Source organism: Streptococcus sp. NLAE-zl-C503, assembly GCF_900104285.1.
In the GTDB taxonomy this organism is placed as follows: domain Bacteria; phylum Bacillota; class Bacilli; order Lactobacillales; family Streptococcaceae; genus Streptococcus.
This window is the reverse complement of the sequence record NZ_FNJT01000001.1, coordinates 507,058-529,353: the sequence shown is the minus strand read 5'-3', so window position 1 is coordinate 529,353 and position 22,296 is coordinate 507,058. Positions and strand designations below refer to the sequence as shown.

The 22,296-nt window shown below is 40.0% G+C and carries 16 protein-coding genes; 12 read left to right on the top strand and 4 right to left on the bottom strand.

What is annotated here, in order from left to right; all coding sequences use genetic code 11:
* Positions 1-9: 9 nt before the first annotated feature.
* From BLS46_RS02555 to lacG, 6 genes are all read left to right on the top strand, one after another.
* Positions 10-939, top strand: a complete 930-nt coding sequence (locus tag BLS46_RS02555) for a tagatose-6-phosphate kinase (protein WP_093585489.1) — start codon at positions 10-12, stop codon at positions 937-939.
* 1 nt (position 940) lies between these two features.
* Complete coding sequence (gene lacD / locus BLS46_RS02550) at positions 941-1,921, top strand: tagatose-bisphosphate aldolase (protein WP_093585487.1); 981 nt, start codon at positions 941-943, stop codon at positions 1,919-1,921.
* A gap of 235 nt (positions 1,922-2,156) precedes the next feature.
* Positions 2,157-2,993: a PRD domain-containing protein gene (locus BLS46_RS02545; protein ID WP_000285740.1), complete on the top strand. Its 837-nt coding sequence runs from the start codon at positions 2,157-2,159 to the stop codon at positions 2,991-2,993.
* A 35-nt stretch (positions 2,994-3,028) separates the two neighbouring features.
* Positions 3,029-3,346: a PTS lactose/cellobiose transporter subunit IIA gene (locus BLS46_RS02540; protein ID WP_001078319.1), complete on the top strand. Its 318-nt coding sequence runs from the start codon at positions 3,029-3,031 to the stop codon at positions 3,344-3,346.
* The gene (locus BLS46_RS02535; RefSeq protein ID WP_093585485.1) at positions 3,346-5,040 is read left to right on the top strand and encodes a lactose-specific PTS transporter subunit EIIC; all 1,695 of its coding nucleotides are present in this window, start codon (positions 3,346-3,348) and stop codon (positions 5,038-5,040) included. Before BLS46_RS02540 ends, BLS46_RS02535 begins: the two co-directional genes overlap by 1 nt.
* A gap of 84 nt (positions 5,041-5,124) precedes the next feature.
* Positions 5,125-6,531, top strand: a complete 1,407-nt coding sequence (gene lacG, locus BLS46_RS02530; protein ID WP_093585483.1) for a 6-phospho-beta-galactosidase — start codon at positions 5,125-5,127, stop codon at positions 6,529-6,531.
* Between the two features lie 42 nt (positions 6,532-6,573).
* Here the strand turns inward: lacG and BLS46_RS02525 are convergent, their stop codons facing one another.
* From BLS46_RS02525 to nrdH, 4 genes are all read right to left on the bottom strand, one after another.
* Complete coding sequence (locus BLS46_RS02525; RefSeq protein ID WP_000917585.1) at positions 6,574-7,341, bottom strand: DeoR/GlpR family DNA-binding transcription regulator; 768 nt, start codon at positions 7,339-7,341, stop codon at positions 6,574-6,576.
* A gap of 139 nt (positions 7,342-7,480) precedes the next feature.
* Positions 7,481-8,443, bottom strand: a complete 963-nt coding sequence (gene nrdF / locus BLS46_RS02520) for a class 1b ribonucleoside-diphosphate reductase subunit beta (protein ID WP_000451380.1) — start codon at positions 8,441-8,443, stop codon at positions 7,481-7,483.
* A 194-nt stretch (positions 8,444-8,637) separates the two neighbouring features.
* The gene (gene nrdE, locus BLS46_RS02515) at positions 8,638-10,797 is read right to left on the bottom strand and encodes a class 1b ribonucleoside-diphosphate reductase subunit alpha (protein ID WP_093585481.1); all 2,160 of its coding nucleotides are present in this window, start codon (positions 10,795-10,797) and stop codon (positions 8,638-8,640) included.
* 81 nt (positions 10,798-10,878) lie between these two features.
* On the bottom strand, positions 10,879-11,097 hold the full coding sequence (gene nrdH / locus BLS46_RS02510; protein ID WP_000259240.1) for a glutaredoxin-like protein NrdH: 219 nt from the start codon (positions 11,095-11,097) through the stop codon (positions 10,879-10,881).
* 543 nt (positions 11,098-11,640) lie between these two features.
* Here nrdH and BLS46_RS02505 point away from each other — a divergent pair.
* The 6 genes from BLS46_RS02505 to BLS46_RS02480 all read left to right on the top strand — a co-directional run bounded on the left by BLS46_RS02505 (position 11,641) and on the right by BLS46_RS02480 (position 22,268).
* Entirely contained in the window at positions 11,641-12,861 is a 1,221-nt protein-coding gene (locus BLS46_RS02505) for an alpha/beta hydrolase family protein (protein ID WP_093585479.1), read from the top strand.
* A gap of 463 nt (positions 12,862-13,324) precedes the next feature.
* The gene (locus BLS46_RS02500) at positions 13,325-13,588 is read left to right on the top strand and encodes a phosphocarrier protein HPr (protein ID WP_000146948.1); all 264 of its coding nucleotides are present in this window, start codon (positions 13,325-13,327) and stop codon (positions 13,586-13,588) included.
* Positions 13,589-13,593: 5 nt separating this feature from the next.
* Positions 13,594-15,327 (top strand): phosphoenolpyruvate--protein phosphotransferase, encoded by a 1,734-nt coding sequence (gene ptsP / locus BLS46_RS02495; RefSeq protein WP_093585477.1) that lies wholly within the window; start codon positions 13,594-13,596, stop codon positions 15,325-15,327.
* Between the two features lie 256 nt (positions 15,328-15,583).
* Positions 15,584-18,106, top strand: coding sequence for a pneumococcal-type histidine triad protein (locus tag BLS46_RS02490; RefSeq protein ID WP_093585475.1), 2,523 nt, complete (start codon positions 15,584-15,586; stop codon positions 18,104-18,106).
* Positions 18,107-18,301: 195 nt separating this feature from the next.
* On the top strand, positions 18,302-19,219 hold the full coding sequence (locus BLS46_RS02485; RefSeq protein ID WP_093585473.1) for a metal ABC transporter solute-binding protein, Zn/Mn family: 918 nt from the start codon (positions 18,302-18,304) through the stop codon (positions 19,217-19,219).
* 13 nt (positions 19,220-19,232) lie between these two features.
* Positions 19,233-22,268 (top strand): pneumococcal-type histidine triad protein, encoded by a 3,036-nt coding sequence (locus BLS46_RS02480; RefSeq protein ID WP_093585471.1) that lies wholly within the window; start codon positions 19,233-19,235, stop codon positions 22,266-22,268.
* Positions 22,269-22,296 lie beyond the last annotated feature (28 nt).

The window sequence follows — 22,296 nt, the reverse complement described above, 5'->3', positions numbered from 1 at the left end:
AGGTGACGCATGATTTTAACAGTCACACTGAATCCATCCATTGATATTTCTTATCCTTTGGATGAATTAAAAATTGACACTGTCAACCGTGTGGTGGACGTGACCAAGACAGCTGGTGGTAAGGGACTCAATGTTACCCGAGTTCTTTCAGAATTTGGTGATTCTGTTGTTGCTACTGGTTTGGTCGGCGGTAAACTTGGTGAGTTTTTAGTGGAGCGTATCGACGATAAAGTAACGAAACGTTTCTTCTCCATTCAAGGAGAGACTCGTAACTGTATCGCTATTCTACACGGTGAAAACCAAACAGAAATCCTTGAAAAAGGTCCTGAAGTATTGGAACAAGAAGGGCAAGATTTCTTGGCTCATTTCGAAAATCTTCTTGCCACTGTGGAAGTAGTAGCTATCTCAGGTAGTCTGCCAGCAGGTCTTCCAGTTGACTACTATGCAAGCTTGGTAGAACTTGCTAATCGCGCAGGAAAATCAGTTGTTCTGGACTGCTCAGGTGCAGCTCTTCAGGCGGTCCTTGAATCACCACACAAACCAACAGTTATCAAACCAAATAACGAAGAATTGTCTCAGCTTCTTGGGAAAGAAGTTTCAGAAGATTTGGATGAATTAAAGGAAGTTCTTCAAGAGCCTCTATTTGCAGGGATTGAGTGGATTATCGTTTCACTTGGTGCAAATGGTGCTTTTGCAAAACATGGGGATACTTTCTATAAAGTAGATATTCCTAGAATTCAAGTAGTTAATCCTGTCGGATCTGGAGATTCTACTGTTGCAGGTATTTCATCAGGTCTTCTTCATAAGGAATCTGATCAAGAACTCCTCATCAAGGCCAATGTCCTTGGTATGCTCAATGCCCAAGAAAAGATGACAGGTCATGTCAATATGGCCAACTATCAAGCTTTATATGATCAATTAATAGTAAAAGAGGTATAAAATGGTTTTAACAGAAAATAAACGTGCTTGCTTGCAAAAACTCTCTGACGAGAACGGCATTATCTCAGCTCTTGCCTTTGACCAACGGGGTGCTTTGAAACGCCTCATGGCTCAATACCAAACAGAAGAACCAACAGTTGCTCAAATGGAAGAACTTAAAGTATTGGTTGCAGATGAATTGACCAAATACGCATCATCTATGCTTCTCGACCCTGAGTATGGTCTTCCAGCTACAAAAGCGCTTGATCCAAATGCTGGTCTTCTCCTTGCTTATGAGAAAACTGGCTACGACACAACAAGCACTAAACGCTTACCAGACTGCTTGGATATTTGGTCTGCAAAACGCATCAAGGAACAAGGCGCAGACGCTGTCAAATTCTTGCTTTACTATGACGTAGACAGCGCTGACGAACTCAACCAACAAAAACAAGCCTACATCGAACGCATCGGTTCAGAGTGTGTGGCGGAAGATATTCCATTCTTCCTTGAAATCCTCGCTTACGATGAAAAAATCGCTGACGCAGGTTCTGCAGAATATGCCAAAGTGAAACCGCACAAGGTTATCGGTGCCATGAAGGTCTTCTCAGACCCACGCTTCAACATCGATGTTTTGAAAGTGGAAGTTCCAGTTAACGTCAAATACGTTGAAGGCTTTGGTGATGGTGAAATCGTCCATACTCGCGAAGAAGCTGCAGCCTTCTTCAAAGCACAAGATGAAGCAACTAACTTGCCATACATCTACTTGAGTGCTGGTGTATCAGCTAAACTCTTCCAAGATACTCTTGTCTTTGCCCACGAATCAGGCGCAAACTTCAACGGCGTTCTTTGTGGACGTGCAACATGGGCTGGATCAGTTGAAGCTTACATCAAAGACGGTGAAGCAGCAGCTCGCGAATGGCTACGTACAACAGGTTTTGAGAACATTGACGAACTCAACAAAGTTCTTCAAACAACAGCGACTTCATGGAAAGAACGCGTGTAAAATCTTCCTCCTAGTTTAGGAACATGAATCTAAAAAAATTTTTAAAAAAAGTTACATGTAAAGGTTTACAAAATAACTTACTTGTGCTATACTTAAATCACAAGTTAATACAAGGTGAGTGTTACTAAGTAATATTAGGCATGATCACAGGTGGATTAGAAATCAAAGGATTTTCTAGTTCATTTGTGGTCATTTTTTGTACTCATATACCTTTAAGATATAAAAGGAGGTTGACATGTATCGAATTCTAAACCCAATGAATCACAACGTCTCGCTTGTCAGAAATGATAAAGGAGAAGAAGTGATTGTGATTGGTAAGGGGATTACATTTGGAAAGAAGAAGGGGGATTTGATTGCTGAAAATCAGGTTGAGAAAATCTTTCGGATGAAGACAGAAGAGTCCAGAGAAAACTTTATGGCTCTTCTCAAAGATGTTCCGCTTGATTTTATCACAGTGACCTACGAGATCATTGATAATCTTTCTAAGAAATATCACTATCCGATTCAAGAATATCTCTATGTGACCTTGACAGATCATATTTACTGTTCTTATCAAGCTCTAACACAAGGAAGGTACAAGGATAGCAATCTACCAGATATTTCTGCCAAGTATCCTGTCGCTTTTCAAATAGCAAAGGAAGCCTTTGAAATTTATCGTCAGAAGTTGACAGATCATTTCCCTGAGGATGAAATTATTCGGATCGCTTATCATTTCATCAATGCCGAAGGGGAGAACGAAGTTCAAGTGGTTGAGTCGATTGATAAGAGGAAAGAAATTCTCAGGAATGTTGAAGAAGTGCTGAAGAGTTACTCTATTCAACGAACTAAAGAGAATAACCATTTCTATGATCGCTTTATGATTCATCTTAACTATTTTTTGGATTATTTAGACCGTTCCAGAGATGATAATCAATCTCTTCTGGATATGGAAGATCATATTAAACAATCCTATCCAAAAGCGTTCGAGATTGGTTCCAAGATCTATGATGTGATTACGCAACATACGGGTCTTGATTTGTATAAAAGTGAACGAGTTTATCTAGTTCTACATATCCAACGTTTATTGTCATAAAAATTTAATTAAAAATACATAAGGAGCATTCTATCATGAATAGAGAAGAAGTAACATTGTTAGGTTTTGAAATCGTAGCCTATGCTGGCGATGCTCGTTCAAAACTATTGGAAGCCTTGAAGGCTGCTGAAGCTGGCGATTTTGCGAAAGCAGATAGCTTAGTCGAGGAAGCTGGTGGCTGTATCGCCGAGGCTCATCACGCGCAAACAAGTCTATTGACTAAGGAAGCAGCTGGTGAAGATTTGGCCTATAGTGTAACCATGATGCATGGCCAGGATCACTTGATGACAACTATCTTGTTAAAAGATTTGATGCACCATTTAATCGAACTCTACAAGAGAGGAGTTAAGTAATGAATAAATTAATTGAATTTATTGAGAAAGGAAAACCTTTCTTTGAAAAACTGTCTCGTAATATCTATCTTCGTGCTATTCGTGATGGTTTCATTGCAGGTATGCCTGTTATTCTCTTCTCAAGTATCTTTATCTTGATTGCTTTTGTACCAAACTCATGGGGCTTTAAATGGTCTGATGATGTTGTTAATCTCCTCATGAAACCTTATAGCTATTCAATGGGGATTCTAGCTCTCTTGGTAGCTGGTACAACAGCTAAGTCATTGACCGACTCAGTAAACCGTAGCATGGAGAAAACCAATCAAATCAACTATATGTCAACACTGTTGGCAGCGATTGTCGGTTTGTTGATGTTGGCAGCTGATCCTATCGAAAATGGCCTAGCTACTGGATTCTTGGGGACAAAAGGTTTGCTTTCAGCCTTCCTTGCTGCCTTTGTTACTGTAGCTATCTATAAGGTCTGTGTTAAGAACAACGTCACTATTCGTATGCCTGACGAAGTTCCACCAAATATCTCACAAGTCTTTAAAGATGTGATTCCATTCACTCTATCAGTGGTTTCTCTTTATGCTCTTGATTTACTAGCTCGTCATTTTGTTGGAGCCAGTGTAGCAGAATCAATCGGTAAATTCTTTGCGCCATTATTCTCTGCTGCTGATGGTTATCTAGGTATTACGATTATCTTTGGTGCCTTTGCCTTCTTCTGGTTTGTTGGTATCCATGGTCCATCTATCGTTGAACCAGCAATCGCAGCTATTACCTATGCAAATGCCGAAGTCAACTTGAACCTTCTCCAACAAGGTATGCACGCTGACAAGATTCTTACTTCTGGTACACAAATGTTTATCGTTACCATGGGTGGTACGGGTGCGACACTGGTTGTTCCATTCATGTTCATGTGGTTGACCAAATCGAAACGAAATCGTGCAATAGGACGTGCATCAGTAGTACCAACCTTCTTCGGAGTTAACGAACCAATCCTGTTTGGTGCACCACTTGTCTTGAACCCAATTTTCTTTATTCCATTTATCTTTGCGCCAATTGCCAACGTATGGATCTTTAAATTCTTCATTGAAACGCTTGGTATGAACTCATTTACTGCCAACCTTCCTTGGACAACACCAGGTCCGCTCGGTATTGTTCTCGGTACAAACTTCCAATTCTTGTCATTTGTACTTGCTGCTTTGTTAATCCTTGTTGACGTAGCCATTTACTATCCATTCCTCAAGGTTTATGATGAACAAATTCTTGAAGAAGAGCGTTCAGGTAAAGCCAATGATGAATTGAAAGAAAAAGTAGCAGCAAACTTCAATACTGCCAAAGCAGATGCGATTCTTGAAAAAGCAGGTGTAGAAGCAGCGCAAAACACAATCACAGAAGAAACTAATGTTCTCGTTCTCTGTGCAGGTGGAGGAACAAGTGGTCTCCTTGCAAATGCTCTAAACAAAGCGGCAGCAGAATACAAAGTTCCTGTTAAAGCAGCAGCTGGTGGCTATGGTGCTCACCGTGAAATGTTGCCTGAGTTTGATCTGGTTATCCTTGCTCCTCAAGTTGCTTCTAACTTTGAAGATATGAAAGCAGAGACCGACAAACTTGGTATCAAACTTGCCAAGACAGAAGGTGGCCAATACATTAAACTGACTCGTGACGGAAAAGGCGCTCTTGCCTTTGTTCAAGCGCAGTTCGAAGAATAAAATGTAAATAGCGAGGAAGTGAGATGGAGGAACTCCTCCCAACTATACCCCCATCTCATTTCTATTTCTTGAAAGGTGAATCAAATGACAAAAACACTTCCAAAAGACTTTATTTTTGGCGGAGCAACAGCAGCCTACCAAGCAGAAGGTGCTACACATACTGATGGTAAAGGGCCAGTCGCCTGGGACAAATACCTCAAAGATAACTACTGGTACACTGCTGAACCAGCCAGTGATTTCTATCACAAATACCCAGTTGACCTCAAACTTGCAGAAGAGTATGGTGTCAATGGTATCCGTATTTCAATCGCTTGGTCACGTATCTTTCCAACTGGTTATGGGAAGGTTAATGACAAGGGGGTTGAGTTCTATCATAATCTATTTGCAGAGTGCCACAAACGGCATGTTGAGCCCTTCGTGACTCTTCATCACTTTGACACGCCAGAAGCACTTCATTCAAACGGAGATTTCCTGAATAGAGAAAACATTGATCACTTTGTGGATTATGCAGCCTTTTGTTTTGAAGAATTTCCTGAAGTAAACTTTTGGACAACCTTTAATGAAATTGGGCCGATAGGAGATGGTCAGTATTTGGTTGGGAAATTCCCTCCAGGTATTCAGTACGACCTTGCCAAAGTCTTCCAATCTCATCACAATATGATGGTGTCGCATGCGCGTGCAGTCAAACTTTTCAAGGATAAGGGATATAAGGGTGAAATTGGTGTGGTTCATGCACTGCCTACTAAGTATCCTCTGGATCCAGATAATCCAGCAGATGTTCGTGCAGCTGAGTTAGAAGATATCATTCATAATAAATTTATTTTAGATGCGACTTATTTAGGACGATATTCTGAAGAAACCATGGAAGGTGTCAACCATATCTTAGCAGCCAACGGTGGAAGCTTAGATTTGCGTGAAGAAGACTTCGCAGTCCTAGAAGCTGCAAAAGACCTGAATGACTTCTTAGGTATTAACTACTACATGAGTGATTGGATGCAAGCCTTTGACGGAGAGACGGAAATCATCCACAATGGTAAGGGTGAAAAAGGAAGCTCTAAGTATCAGATTAAGGGAGTTGGACGTCGAGTGGCGCCTGACTATGTCCCACGTACGGACTGGGACTGGATTATCTATCCTCAAGGTTTGTATGATCAAATCATGCGCGTGAAGAAAGATTACCCAAATTACAAGAAAATCTACATCACAGAGAATGGTCTCGGATACAAAGATGAGTTTGTGGATGGGACAGTCTACGATGATGGACGGATTGATTATGTAAAGAAACACATGGAAGTGATTGCAGATGCAATCTCTGATGGAGCCAATGTCAAAGGCTACTTTATCTGGTCGCTGATGGATGTCTTTTCTTGGTCAAATGGTTACGAAAAGCGTTACGGCCTCTTCTATGTTGATTTTGAGACCCAGGAGCGCTATCCCAAGAAATCAGCTCACTGGTACAAAAAACTAGCTGAGACACAGATTATCGAGTAAAACTAAAACAAAAAAATTCCCCGCCAAAAGGCAGGGGAATTTTTATGGTTTTGATAAAAGAATGGTTGTTTGTTTCGACAGATCTTCAAATGTCTCCTGACTCAGTTTGGAATCTGAAACGATGGTATCAATCTCTGAGATATTGTAGAAAGTGTAAAAATCAAACTTATTAAACTTGCTGTGGTCTGCCAGTAAGTATTTTTTATTGGCATTATTCAAGGCGATTCGTTGTACCTCGCCCTCTTCTTCACTGAAAGTAGCAATTGCCTTATCCTTAATACCATTACAACTTACAAACGCTTTAGAAAACTGAAGGTTGGTCAAATCCTGCAAGGTGAGTGTCCCCACAAAAGCACCAGTGATAGAGCGATAATTTCCACCAATCAAGATCAAATCTGTTAGTTTTCGTTCGTTTAGGATGAGAAAAACAGGAAGACTGTTTGTTACAACACGAATATTATCAATTGGGAGTTCACGAGCAAAACATTCTAAGGTTGTTCCTGGCCCGATAAAAATGGTTTCACCTTCATCAATCAAATGACCTGCAAAACGGCTAATTTCTTGTTTTTCAGCAATCTGCAAGCCTTGTTTTTCAACATTTGAGCGTTCGTTGTTTAAGAGAGAACCTGTACGAAGTTTTTCAGCGCCACCGTGCACACGAACAAGCAAATCCTTATCTGCCAATTCTTGTAAGTAGCGGCGAGCTGTCATATCTGATACATCAAGACTCTCCATAATCTCTTTTACAGTAATAGTGCCTTTTGTGTTTACTGCTTCTAGAATACTATCTAGTTTTTCTTGCTTTAGCATCCTTATCACCTCGATTTCTACTATTATTATCTTACCATAAAACGCTCAATCAATCAAATATAAAAAAACAAAATAAAACAAAAACAAAAATACCATGGTTGTTTTAAACAAACCATGATATTTTGAATGATTGGTCAAATTAGTTTAAACCGTAGTTGTAATCCTCGTCTTGCATGGCTTCAACTTCACCAAGGAGGTAACCATTTCCGACTTGAGAGAAGAAGTCGTGGTTAGAAGTTCCTGTTGAAATACCGTTCATGACGATAGGATTGACATCATCAGCTGAATCTGGGAAGAGTGGATCTTGTCCTAGATTCATAAGGGCCTTATTGGCATTGTAGCGAAGGAAGGTTTTAACTTCTTCGGTCCAACCAACACCGTCATAGAGACTTTCTGTATAACCTTCTTCGTTCTCGTAGAGGGTATAGAGCAGGTCGTACATCCATTCTTTAAGTTTTTCTTGCTCTTCTTCAGGTAATTCATTGAAACCGAGTTGGAATTTGTAACCAATGTAAGTTCCGTGAACAGATTCGTCACGGATAATCAACTTGATAATTTCCGCAACATTGGCAAGTTTGTTGTTACCGAGATAGTAGAGCGGTGTAAAGAAACCAGAGTAGAAGAGGAAGGTTTCAAGGAAGACGCTGGCAACCTTCTTTTCAAGAGGCGTACCATTGAGGTAGATTTCGTTGATAATTTCCGCTTTTCTTTGTAGGTAGGGGTTAGTGTTGGTCCATTCAAAGATTTCTTCGATTTCAGCCTTGGTATTCAAGGTTGAAAAGATAGAAGAGTAAGATTTTGCGTGGACAGACTCCATAAACTGGATATTGTTGAAAACAGCTTCCTCATGCGGTGTACGGATGTCTGAACGAAGAGCCTGAACCCCTGTTTCAGATTGCATGGTGTCCAGAAGGGTTAAACCACCAAAGACTTTTCCTACCAAGTCTTTTTCTTTGTTTGATAGTTTTCTCCAGTCGTCTAGGTCATTTGACAAGGGGATACGCGTATCGAGCCAGAATTGCTCCGTCAACTTCTCCCAAGTTGATTTGTCGATGACATCTTCGATGGCATTCCAGTTAATGGCTTTGTAGTAAGTTTCCATTTGAAATCTCTTTCTGTATGTAATAATGCGATTATAGAATCATCTCTATTTTATCATAGTCTGAGAAGAGTATCGCACAAAAAGTCGGAAGCCCGACTTTTTAGTTTTTCATAGTATTTAAGATACTTATCAAGTTTTGTCTGACGGGTAACTTAATCAGTAGTCTGAGAAAATGTGGTTACCTCAGATAAAAATTAAATCACACAGCTTTCACATTGGTTAGCACCGACTTCTCCACCGTCGTCTGTAAAGGTACGGACATAGTAGATAGACTTGATACCCTTGTTAAAGGCATAGTTACGAAGGATAGACAAGTCACGTGTTGTTTGTTTGTTTTCTTTCTTCCATTCGTAAAGACCTTTTGGAATGTCGCTACGCATGAAGAGAGTGAGTGAAAGCCCTTGATCCACGTGCTCAGTCGCAGCAGCGTAAACATCAATCACTTTACGCATATCCATGTCATAAGCAGAAGTGTAATAAGGAATAGTATCTGTTGACAAGCCTGCAGCAGGGTAGTAGATTTTACCAATTTTCTTTTCTTGACGTTCTTCGATGCGTTGTGTAATCGGGTGGATAGAAGCAGAAACGTCGTTGATGTAGCTGATAGAACCATTTGGAGCAACAGCTAGACGGTTTTGGTGATAAAGACCATCTTCTTGAACCTTTTCGCGAAGTTCAGCCCAGTCAGCAGCGCTTGGAATAAAGACATTTTTAAAGAGTTCTTTAACACGGTCTGATTTTGGAACAAATTCGCCTGTCACATACTTGTCGAAGTAGCTTCCGTTAGCATAGTCTGATTTTTCAAAGTTGTGGAAGGTGACACCACGTTCACGCGCGATATTGTTTGATTCCACCAAGGTCCAGTAGTTCATAAGCATAAAGTAGATGCTTGTAAATTCAATTGACTCAGGTGATCCGTATTCGATGAGTTGTTGGGCAAGGTAACTATGAAGCCCCATGGCACCAAGACCAAAGGTGTGAGCCAAACTGTTTCCGTGGTCGATAGTAGGAACAGCTACGATGTGTGAACTGTCTGTAACGAAAGTAAGGGCACGAACCATAGCGCGGATAGAACGACCAAAGTCAGGTGAAGTCATCATGTTGACCACGTTGGTTGATCCAAGGTTACATGAAACATCTGTTCCCATTTGAAGGAATTCTTGAGCATCGTTGATCAAGCTTGGTTCTTGAACTTGGAGGATCTCAGAACACAAGTTACTCATGATGATTTTTCCATCAACAGGATTTGCACGGTTGGCTGTATCAATGTTGACTACATAAGGGTAGCCAGACTCTTGTTGCAATTTAGAAATTTCAGTTTCCAAATCACGCGCTTTGATTTTTGTCTTGCGGATGTTTGGATTTGCTACTAATTCATCGTATTTTTCCGTGATGTCGATGTAGTTGAACGGTACACCATATTCGAGCTCTACAGAGTATGGGCTAAAGAGATACATTTCTTCATTTTTACGAGCTAATTCGTAGAATTTATCAGGTACTACAACACCAAGTGAAAGAGTCTTTACACGAACTTTTTCATCGGCATTTTCTTTTTTAGTTGAAAGGAAAGCGATGATATCTGGGTGAAAGACGTTGAGGTAGACAACACCAGCACCTTGACGTTGCCCGAGTTGGTTTGAGTAAGAGAAGCTGTCTTCAAAAAGCTTCATAACTGGTACGACACCAGAAGCGGCTCCTTCATAACCTTTGATAGGTGCGCCAGCTTCACGAAGGTTGCTGAGGGAAATTCCCACACCTCCACCGATACGCGAAAGTTGAAGAGCAGAGTTGATAGAACGTCCGATAGAGTTCATATCATCAGTCACCTGAATCAAGAAACAGGATACCAACTCCCCACGACGAGCACGACCTGCGTTCAAAAAGGAAGGAGTAGCTGGTTGGTAGCGTTGGTGGATGATTTCATTGGCAATATCAATCGCAATCGCTTCATCACCGTCTGCAAAATAAAGGGCGTTAAAGAAGACGCGGTCTTCCATGCTTTCAAGGTAATATTCACCGTCATTAGTCTTCAAGGCGTATTGATTATAGAACTTATAGGCAGCCATGAAAGACTTGAATTGAAAGTTTTGGTCCTTGATAAATTGAGACAATTCTTCCAAGAATTCTGGACGGTATTTCTTGATAAATGCTGTTTCAATGTAGTTGTGTTCAATGAGGTAGTTGATTTTATCAGTGATTGAATCAAAAACCATAGTGTTTGGAACTACATTTTCTTTAAAGAAAGCATCCAAGGCTTCTTTATCTTTATGAAGCATGATTTGTCCATTAACAGGACGGTTAATTTCGTTATTGAGACGGAAGTAGGTCACGTCCTCAAGATGTTTTAATCCCATAAAATTTCCTTTATCTAATTACAAAAGAAAGGCCTCTAAGTTAGCCCTAGAAGCGAGTTTCTTCTGGATGATGTACTAAGATTATGCTAATTGTTTCAGTTTTCCTGGTTGGAAGCCTGAAAAGACTTCAGTTGGTGTTTGGATAACAGGAGCTGCGCTGAAACCGAGCTCTTTAACTTGATCGATGTACTCAGGTTGCTCGTCGAGATTGATCTCACGATAAGCGACATTGTTGCTATCCAAGAAACGTTTGGTCATTTTACATTGTACACAATTATTTTTAGAATAAACCGTTACCATTTTCGTAACTCCTCATAAAATTTGATTACTTTCTTAGTATATCAGAAAAAAAAACTTTGTCAAATTTTTTAAACTAAATCTTGTGCCTAAAAGTTACAGTTTTAAAAACTAAATACAAGATATAGTGGTTTTTGAAAGGAGTTGAAAATAGCAAAGTCGTAAGAGCATGAATAAGTTCAGCTGAGACAATGCTTCAACAAAACTGAAGATGTCCCTATATTTTGTATTAAAATATTTAAGAGATAACTAAACTGAAGATGTTAGCTTATACTGCATTTATCCAAATAGATTATGACTTTCGTATTCTTGATAGAGAGTATATAACTATAATTTTTTTGAGGTATTCGCTTTATGTGGTATACTAATGGTGACCATAGAACTTATAGATAGTAGATAAGTTAGATAAATGTTGAATATGCAAAACACTATTAGAATGGAGCTATTCACTTTAGGAATTTATACTCACTGTAGATATATGTCTAGTATAATGTTGTTAGGGAATTGGGATTAATGAATGAAAGAATGCAAATCAGGAGGTGTGTGGTGAAAGAAAACGAGGTTATTTTAAAACGGCAATCTACTCGAGTATTTTTTAAAAATGGGGATACGGATTTTTTCTTTAATTGGTTGCTAGGAATCGGTGAAGTTTTTGGCTTTTCTCATGGAGAGCTGTATTATCTTGCTCAAAAGTTAGGTAATTCACCAAAACCTGATGACTGGAAAAATGTGTTTTTATCACATGTGAACTATCTTGAACAAAAGGTTAGCGATTTAGGTTTGAGTGAACAAACAAAGGCGCAGTATTATCTCGCACAGACCTACTCACTTCGATCGGCAATCCAGTTTACTGATCCATTTTCTGCCGAATACATGCCTACCGTTTGTCAAATGGAGAAGGCGTTCTCTAGCGCAATTCATTCACTAGGTACACCGATTGAAAAACTAACTATTACTTATCAGGATTCCTACTTGCCTGGTTATTATCTTCATAGCGGCGATAATTGCCCAACGCTAATCATGATTGGTGGAGGTGATACTTATCGCGAAGATTTATTTTACTTTGCAGGATACCCTGGATGGATACGAAATTATAATGTTTTAATGGTTGACCTTCCAGGTCAAGGAAGTAATCCTAGTAGAGGACTAATCTTTGATGTGGATGCCTCTATTCCAATTTCATTATGCATAGACTGGTTGGAAAATAGAAATCCTAAACTAAATTATTTAGCCATTTATGGTGTCAGCGGAGGGGGATATTTTACCGCACAAGCTGTCGAAAAGGATCCAAGAATTCATGCTTGGATTGCTAGTACCCCTATTTACGACGTTGCAGAACTTTTCAGAAAAGAATTTGGATCAAGTTTGAAAGCACCTAGTTGGTTAATAAATGCCATTTTAAAATTAACTGGAAATTTGAATGAATCAGCAAATTTAAATCTTAAAAAGTATGCATGGCAGTTTGGTACTTCTGATTTTAAGAGTGCTATTGATGATGTATTTAACCATGCAAAGATTGTGGATTATCAAAAAATTCAATGCCCATGCCTATTTATCATGGGAAAGGGTGAGGGTGCCGAACTGCAACATCAAACTAAGGTAATTTATGAAGCACTTAAATCTAAAAATCAACAAACTAAACTACAAGTATTTGAGGCGGAAAGTGGTGCGGACGCTCATTGCCAAGTCAATAATTTAAGACTAGCCCATAATGTCGTTTTTGATTGGTTGGATACTTTATTTGAATGGAATCAATCAAAGTTTTAGTTCTACTTATACCACTTAGATATATCTACCTTTTACTGTTAGGTGCTACAAGCTTATTTTACTTTAAGTAGCAAATTGGATAAATTCTCTACTGTTGATGGTAAGAGTAGATTTTAGAATTTCAGTATTTGATGAAGTCTTTTCAAATAATAGCTTTACTGAGTTATATTAATTATAGCTAAATAGTATTATTTTTTCATTATTTACTAGGATTGTCCTCTGATTGATATTAAGAGAAAATAGCTTTGAAAATTGAATTTTGATGATGACATTCTTTGAACAATTAGTGTTTAGATATGCTATTTAGTTACTAGAGTGCTCATTTAATAGAAAAAGAAGTAATTTCATTTTCAGTAAAAGTCCATAAAATACTTGAAAAATTATCTTGAAGATGATATAATACAGTCTTGTAAGGGTTATCACTTATAACTCAAATAGAAAACACTTAAAGGAGAGTCAAACTATGGCTTCTAAAGATTTCCACGTAGTGGCAGAAACAGGTATCCACGCACGTCCAGCAACATTGTTGGTTCAAACAGCTAGCAAATTTGCTTCAGATATCACTCTTGAGTACAAAGGTAAATCAGTAAACCTTAAATCAATCATGGGTGTTATGAGTCTTGGTGTTGGCCAAGGTGCTGATGTTACAATTTCAGCTGAAGGTGCAGATGCTGACGACGCAATCGCTGCTATCACTGAAACTATGGAAAAAGAAGGATTGGCATAAGGAAAATGACAGAAATGCTTAAAGGAATCGCAGCATCTGACGGTGTTGCAGTTGCAAAAGCATATCTACTCGTTCAACCGGATTTGTCATTTGAGACTATTACAGTCGAGGATACAAACGCAGAAGAAGCTCGCCTTGATGTCGCTCTACAAGCATCACAAGACGAGCTTTCTGTTATTCGTGAGAAAGCAGTAGGTACGCTAGGGGAAGAAGCGGCTCAAGTTTTTGACGCTCACTTAATGGTTCTTGCTGACCCAGAAATGATCAGCCAAATCAAAGAAACAATCCGTGCTAAGAAAGTGAATGCAGAAGCAGGTCTGAAAGAAGTGACAGACATGTTTATCACTATCTTTGAAGGTATGGAAGACAACCCATACATGCAAGAACGTGCAGCGGATATCCGCGACGTGACAAAACGTGTATTGGCAAATCTCCTTGGTAAAAAATTGCCAAACCCAGCTTCCATCAATGAAGAAGTAATCGTCATTGCTCATGACTTGACTCCTTCTGATACAGCTCAATTGGACAAAAACTTTGTTAAAGCTTTTGTAACCAATATCGGTGGACGTACTAGCCACTCAGCTATCATGGCACGTACACTTGAAATTGCTGCTGTATTGGGTACAAACAACATCACTGAAATCGTTAAAGACGGTGACATTCTTGCCGTTAACGGTATCACAGGTGAGGTTATTATCAACCCGACTGATGAGCAAGCGGCAGAATTCAAGGCTGCTGGTGAAGCTTATGCGAAGCAAAAAGCTGAATGGGCACTTTTGAAAGATGCTAAAACAGTGACTGCTGATGGCAAACACTTCGAATTGGCTGCCAACATCGGTACTCCAAAAGACGTTGAAGGTGTCAATGACAACGGTGCTGAAGCTGTTGGTCTTTACCGTACAGAGTTCTTGTACATGGATTCTCAAGACTTCCCAACAGAAGACGAGCAGTACGAAGCTTACAAAGCTGTACTTGAAGGAATGAACGGTAAACCTGTTGTCGTTCGTACAATGGATATCGGTGGAGATAAGGAACTTCCTTACTTCGATATGCCTCACGAAATGAACCCATTCCTTGGATTCCGTGCTCTTCGTATCTCTATCTCTGAGACTGGAGATGCTATGTTCCGTACACAAATCCGTGCTCTTCTTCGTGCGTCTGTTCACGGTCAATTGCGTATCATGTTCCCAATGGTTGCGCTCTTGAAAGAATTCCGTGCAGCCAAAGCAGTCTTTGACGAAGAAAAAGCAAACCTTCTTGCTGAAGGTGTTGCAGTTGCGGATAATATCCAAGTTGGTATCATGATCGAAATCCCAGCAGCAGCAATGCTTGCAGACCAATTTGCTAAAGAAGTTGACTTCTTCTCAATTGGTACAAACGACTTGATCCAATACACAATGGCAGCAGACCGTATGAACGAGCAAGTTTCATACCTTTACCAACCATACAACCCATCAATCCTACGTTTGATTAACAATGTTATCAAAGCAGCTCACGCTGAAGGGAAATGGGCTGGTATGTGTGGTGAGATGGCTGGTGACCAACAAGCTGTTCCACTTCTTGTCGGAATGGGCTTGGATGAGTTCTCTATGTCAGCAACATCTGTACTTCGTACACGTAGCTTGATGAAGAAACTCGACACAGCTAAGATGGAAGAGTACGCAAACCGTGCCCTTACAGAATGCTCAACAATGGAAGAAGTTCTTGAACTTCAAAAAGAATACGTTAATTTTGATTAATCAAAAAGTCCTTGCAACTCGGTTGCAGGGATTTTTTGATTTAAAAATTTAGTGATTGATTTTCAATATAGGATTCTCAAATCAGACTGTTCAGATAGAAAGTAGTGTAGAAAACAAAAAACGTTAACTGGTTCATAAAATTCTTGACAAGTTGCAAATTTAGGAGTAAACTATTAACCAGTTAACTATTAGAGAGGAGTTTCTGCAATTTAGAAATGAATTGCGACTAGAAATATCAAAAAGAAAGAGAGCTTCGATGAAAATTAATAAAAAATACCTAGCAGGTTCTGCGGCAGCCTTGATTTTAAGTGTTTGTTCATACGAGTTGGGACTTTATCAAGCCAGAACGGTCAAGGAAAATAATCGTGTTTCCTATATAGATGGAAAACAAGCAACGCAAAAAACGGAAAATCTGACTCCTGATGAGGTTAGCAAACGTGAAGGAATTAATGCAGAGCAAATCGTCATCAAGATAACAGACCAAGGCTATGTCACTTCACATGGCGACCACTATCATTATTATAATGGTAAGGTTCCTTATGATGCGATTTTTAGTGAAGAATTACTCATGAAGGATCCAAACTATAGGCTAAAAGATGAGGATATTGTTAATGAGGTCAAGGGTGGTTATGTTATTAAGGTAGATGGAAAATACTATGTTTACCTTAAGGATGCTGCCCATGCTGATAATGTCCGTACAAAAGAGGAAATCAATCGACAAAAACAAGAGCATAGTCAGCATCGTGAAGGTGGGACTCCAAGAAACGATGGTGCTGTAGCTCTGGCACGTTCGCAAGGACGTTATACCACAGATGATGGTTACATATTTAATGCATCTGATATCATTGAGGATACTGGCGATGCTTATATCGTTCCTCATGGTGATCATTACCATTATATTCCTAAGAATGAGTTATCAGCTAGCGAATTGGCTGCTGCAGAAGCCTTCCTATCTGGTCGGGGAAGTTTGTCAAGTTCAAGAACCTATCGCCGACAAAATAGCGATAGCAGCCCAAGAACTAACTGGGTTCCTTCTGTAAGCAATCAGGGAACTACCAATACTAACACAAGCAACAACAGTAACACTAACAGTCAAGCAAGTCAAAGTGATGACATTGATAGTCTTTTGAGACAGCTCTACAAACTGCCTTTGAGCCAACGACACGTGGAATCAGATGGACTTGTCTTTGATCCAGCGCAAATCACAAGTCGTACAGCCAGAGGTGTAGCTGTCCCTCATGGTAACCATTACCACTTTATCCCTTATGAACAAATGTCTGAGTTAGAAGAGCGAATCGCTCGCATCATTCCACTTCGTTACAGTTCGAACCATTGGGTGCCGGATTCAAGACCAGAACAACCAAGTCCACAACCGACTCCGGAACCTAGTCCAAGCCCGCAACCTGCACCAAATTCTCAACCAGCTCCAAGCAATCCAATTGATGAGAAATTAGTCAAACAGGCGATTCGAAAAGTAGCTGATGGCTATGTGTTTGAGGAGAATGGAGTTTCTCGTTATATCCCAGCCAAGGAACTTTCCGCAGAAACAGCAGCAGCCATTGATAGTAAACTAACCAAGCAGGAAAGTTATTCTCATGAGCTAGGTCCTAAGAAAACCAACCTCCCATCTGGTGATCGAGAATTTTACAATAAGGCTTATGACTTGCTAGCAAGAATTCATCAAGACCTACTTGATAATAAAGGTCGCCAAGCTGATTTTGAGGCTTTGGATAAACTCTTGGAACGTCTCAATGATGCCTCAAGCGATAAAGTCAAGTTAGTGGATGATATCCTCGCCTTCCTAGCACCGATTCGTCATCCAGAACGTTTAGGAAAACCAAATACGCAAATTGCCTACACTGATGATGAGATTCAAGTAGCCAAGTTGGCAGGCAAGTACACAACAGAAGACGGTTATATCTTTGATCCTCGTGATATCACCAGTGATGAGGGGGATGCCTATGTAACTCCACATATGACCCATAGTCATTGGATTAAGAAAGATAGTTTGTCTGAAGCCGAAAGAGTGGCAGCACAGGCTTATGCTAAAGAGAAAGGTTTGACCCCTCCTTCCACAGACCGTCAAGATTCAGGAAATACGGAGGCTAAAGGAGCAGAAGCTATCTACAACCGCGTGAAAGCATCTAAGAAGTTACCGCTTGATCGTATGCCTTACAATCTCCAACATACTGTGGAAGTCAAAAACGGAAGCTTGATTATTCCTCATTATGACCATTATCATAACATCAAATTTGAGTGGTTTGACGAAGGTCTTTATGAGGCTCCTAAGGGCTATACTCTAGAGGACCTCTTTGCGACTGTCAAGTACTATGTCGAACATCCAAACGAACGTCCGCATTCAGATAGTGGTTGGGGAAATGCAAGTGACCATGTTCAAAGAAACCAAAATGGTCAAGCTGATAATAATCATACGGAAAAACCATCAGTGGAGAAATCTCGTACAGAAAAACCTGAGGAAGAAAAACCGCGCGAAGAGAAGCCGCAGAGTGAGAAACCAGAGTCTCCAAAACCAACTGAGGAGCCAGAAGAAGAATCGCCAGAGGAAGCAGAAGAACCTCAGGTTGAAACTGAAAAGGTTGAAGCGAAGTTAAGAGAGGCAGAAGCGTTACTTGAAAAGATCCAAGACCCCGTTATCAAGTCCAATGCTAAAGAAACTCTCGCGGGATTAAAAAATAACTTGCTATTTGGCTCCCAGGACAACAATACTATTATGGCAGAAGCTGAAAAACTATTGGCATTGTTAAAGGAGAGCAAGTAAACCTAACACAATTTTCTAACTCCTAAAAACAGGATAGGAGAACTAGAAAAGTTAAAATCGAAAATGAGAACAGAATGTAAGTTCTAGTTCTCATTTTTTTCATGAAAATATGTAAAATATCTTGACATATAGTGTAAATAAAGATAAACTATTTACTAGTTAATTAAATGGTTAAATACTAGTTAAGGAGTAATGATGAAAAAAAGAACAATCCTATTATTGATGGCCAGTTTGTTGGCTCTTGTCTTAGGAGCATGTGGTCAAAAAGAAAAACAAGAAGCAAAAGGGATGAAGATAGTAACAAGTTTTTACCCAATCTATGCCATGGTCAAAGAGGTATCAGGTGACTTGAATGATGTACGGATGATTCAGTCAAGTAGTGGGATTCACTCCTTTGAACCGTCAGCAAATGATATTGCTGCCATTTATGATGCGGATGTCTTTGTATACCACTCTCATACGCTCGAATCTTGGGCGGGAAGTTTGGATCCAAATTTGAAAAAATCAAAAGTTAAGGTTCTTGAAGCTTCAGAAGGGATGACTTTGGAGCGTGTTCCAGGTTTGGAAGATGTAGAAGCTGGTGACGGTATTGATGAAAAAACACTCTATGACCCACATACTTGGTTAGATCCTGAAAAAGCAGGCGAAGAGGCACAGATTATTGCGGACAAACTTTCGGAGATTGACAGTGCCAATAAGGAAACGTATCAAAAGAATGCTAAAAACTTTATAGCAAAAGCCCAAGAATTGACTAAGAAATACCAGCCTATTTTTGAAAAAGCGAGTCAAAAGACTTTTGTTACGCAACACACAGCCTTTTCTTACCTCGCTAAACGCTTTGGTTTGAAACAACTCGGTATAGCAGGAATTTCCCCTGAACAAGAGCCAAGTCCGAGACAGTTGACAGAAATCCAAGAATTTGTCAAAACCTATAAGGTCAAAACCATCTTTACTGAAAGCAATGCTTCTTCTAAAGTTGCTGAAACCTTGGTCAAATCAACAGGAGTCAGTCTGAAAACTCTTAATCCTTTGGAAGCAGACCCTGAAAACGACAAAACTTACTTAGAAAACCTAGAAGAAAATATGAATGTTCTTGCAGAAGAATTAAAATGAGGAGATGATGAAAATGAAGAAGAAATACCTTGTAGCAGGATCGGCTCTTGTCCTTTCCCTAAGCCTTTGCATCTATGCATTGAACCAACATCAGGTAGAAGGAAACAAAGATAATAACCGTGTGTCTTACATTGATGGGAAGCAAGACTCTCAAAAAACAGAGACCCAAACACCAGATCAAGTTAGCAAAAAAGAAGATATTCAGGCAGAACAAATTGTTGTGAAAATTACCGATCAAGGTTATGTAACTTCACACGGTGATCATTTCCATTATTACAATGGTAAAGTTCCTTTTGACGCGATTTTCAGCGAAGAGCTTTTGATGAAAGATGCTAATTATCAACTGAAAGACGCTGACATTGTCAACGAAATCAAAGGTGGTTATATTATCAAGGTGGATGGCAAGTATTATGTCTACCTTAAAGATGCGGCTCATGCTGATAATATTCGTACGAAGGACGAAATTGAGCGTCAAAAACAAGGTCATACTCACGATGCGCCAACTTCTAACAGTGCAGTGGCACTTGCTCAATCTCAAGGTCGCTATACCACCGATGATGGGTACATCTTTAATCCATCTGATATTATAGAGGATACTGGTGATGCTTATATTGTCCCTCATGGTGGACATTATCACTACATTCCTAAGAGTTCCTTGTCTGCTAGCGAATTAGCAGCTGCTCAAGCTTACCTCTCTGGAACTAGAAAACAACCGAGTGTGACTGACTATCGTCCAAGCCAAAATGGAACCAGTCAAACCACTAATACTAGTCAACAATCTAAAACACCAAGCAATCCAGAAGAGAGCCTTCAGAATTTATTAAAACAACTCTATGCTCTTCCAAACAACCAACGTTATGCAGAATCAGATGGCTTGATTTTTGACCCTGCTAAGATTTCAAGTAGAACGCCAAGTGGCGTAGCGATTCCTCATGGAAATCACTATCATTTCATCCCATATACAAAGCTTTCTGCCTTGGAAGAAAAGATTGCGCGAATGATTCCTTTATCTACCGACAGTGGGAAGCCAGCTCCTTTGGAAAATCCAAGTAAACCAGCAGAGCATCCAGCTCAACAAGATCATCATGGCCAAGACGGTGACCATGGAAGTCAGGATACCAACCATGAAGACCATGACCATGATGGAGAGGAGCATGACCACCATCACGGCGAAGAACATGATCATGGTTTTGCAGCTGACCGTGTCATCAGTGAGGATGAGCAAGGTTTCGTAGTATCTCACGGAGACCACGCTCATTATTTCTTTAAGAAGGACTTGACTGCAGCTCAAATCAAAGCTGCCCAAAACCACTTGAAAGAAAATCATCAGTCTGAGCCTGTTCAACCACTTGCAAAGACTGTGGAAAGTTTCTCAAGAGATGCTAGTGATGAAGAAAAAATCAAGTATATCTCACAGACCTATGGAGTTCCGCTCGAAGCGATTCGTATTTCAAATGAATTCTTTGTCTTTGGAAATCCGGATCAAGCCTATGATCCAACCCATATCCATCCCTATGCTGTTCGAAAAGAACATGTTCGTATTCCTCTCCAAACTGGGAATCCAGAACTGGATTTCCTAAATGAACTTTATACGACTGCCCTACGTGATGGGGTGTCTCCTTATAGTTTACAGGTAGAAAGTGGTAGTTTTGTGATTCCTCACGGAGACCACAATCACTACATCAAGGTTCAAACTAAGGGCTATGAAGTAGCTTTGAAAAACAAGATTCCAGCCCTACAATCGACCTATCAACCTGGAGCATTTGATGAACAAACTGTTCTATCTAAAGTGGATCAACTTTTAGCAGATAGCAGAAGTCTCTACAAAGACCAGCCAATCATGCAGAGACGTGTTGAACTTGCTTTGGGGCAGTTCACCGAAAATATGAAAAAACTGGCAACAAACTCAACTGCTGGATATCTAGCAGCCTTGGATCTCTTTGATAAGCAATATATCCATGTGGATCAAAGTGTGGCACCAGTTGAAACTTCACCTTTAGATAAGAAGTACCAAGCCCTTGTAGATAAGATCAATACACTGGATACGGACACTTATGGCTTGTCTAAGAAAGATCTTTTGGTACATTTGCAGGAAGCAAAACTAGCACAAGATGAGACAGAGTTGGCTGCCATTGAAGCGAAACTTCAGGCCTTGCAAGATTTCCGTGATCGGACAGGGGTTACAACAGTAGAGTACATCAAGTATTTCTATGAACATGTATCTGATGGTCGTTTGAGAGAAGAACTTCGGAACCGTGTTGCCAAGTTGACATGGGAACTTTACCAGTCACAATCTTTCCTCAAAGCAACCGACTTGAACAAGCTATTCCCAACTATTTACCAAACTAAGCTAGAAGTAGAAGAAGCTCTCAAAGAAGAACCCGTTTCTACAAAAGCTGGTAAGACTATTCTAGATACGGAAAAAGTAGATAGTCAAACCGCTAAGACAGCCATCTATGAATTCCTAAAAGAACTCTACGGTAATTTTATGCCAGAAGAGCGGGTTAGCCATGTTAAGAAGGAAGAAGTGGATGCTCTTCTAACAAAAGCTGCCCAACTCCTAGCGCGTGTCAAAGAAGATGGTGTCAAACAATCCCTAGCTGAAGAAGCTGCTAATATCAAAGCGGCTACTAAAAAGGAAAATGCAGACCTTGACGAAGCTAAAACACAACTTGAGGATCTTTTAAATCGTATTGCAGCGACTATCCAACGAGAGGAAAAAGAAGCAGAAAAAGATCCACAAACTGTGATCATCTACCAAAAACTCTATAATGTCTTGCTCTCTCTTCACAAGTACTTAGAGGATAACAAAGGATCCGATGCTGACTTTGAACGTGTTGATGCCCTATTTGATCAACTTGCAGCCAAAAGCAGTGATAAAGAAGGTCTCCTCACTCTAGCTAAAGAAATCATTAGATTGAACCAGGAACTCCGTTCAAAAGCAAGTGAAACTGATAGCCAATCTAAGTCTGAGAAAGACAGTGAAACAGTTGCTTCTCAACCAACAGAAAAGCAAGCGCAAAGTGAATCTGAGCTAAGTGCTCAATAAAATGAATAAAAAGAAAGGCGAAGTAGCT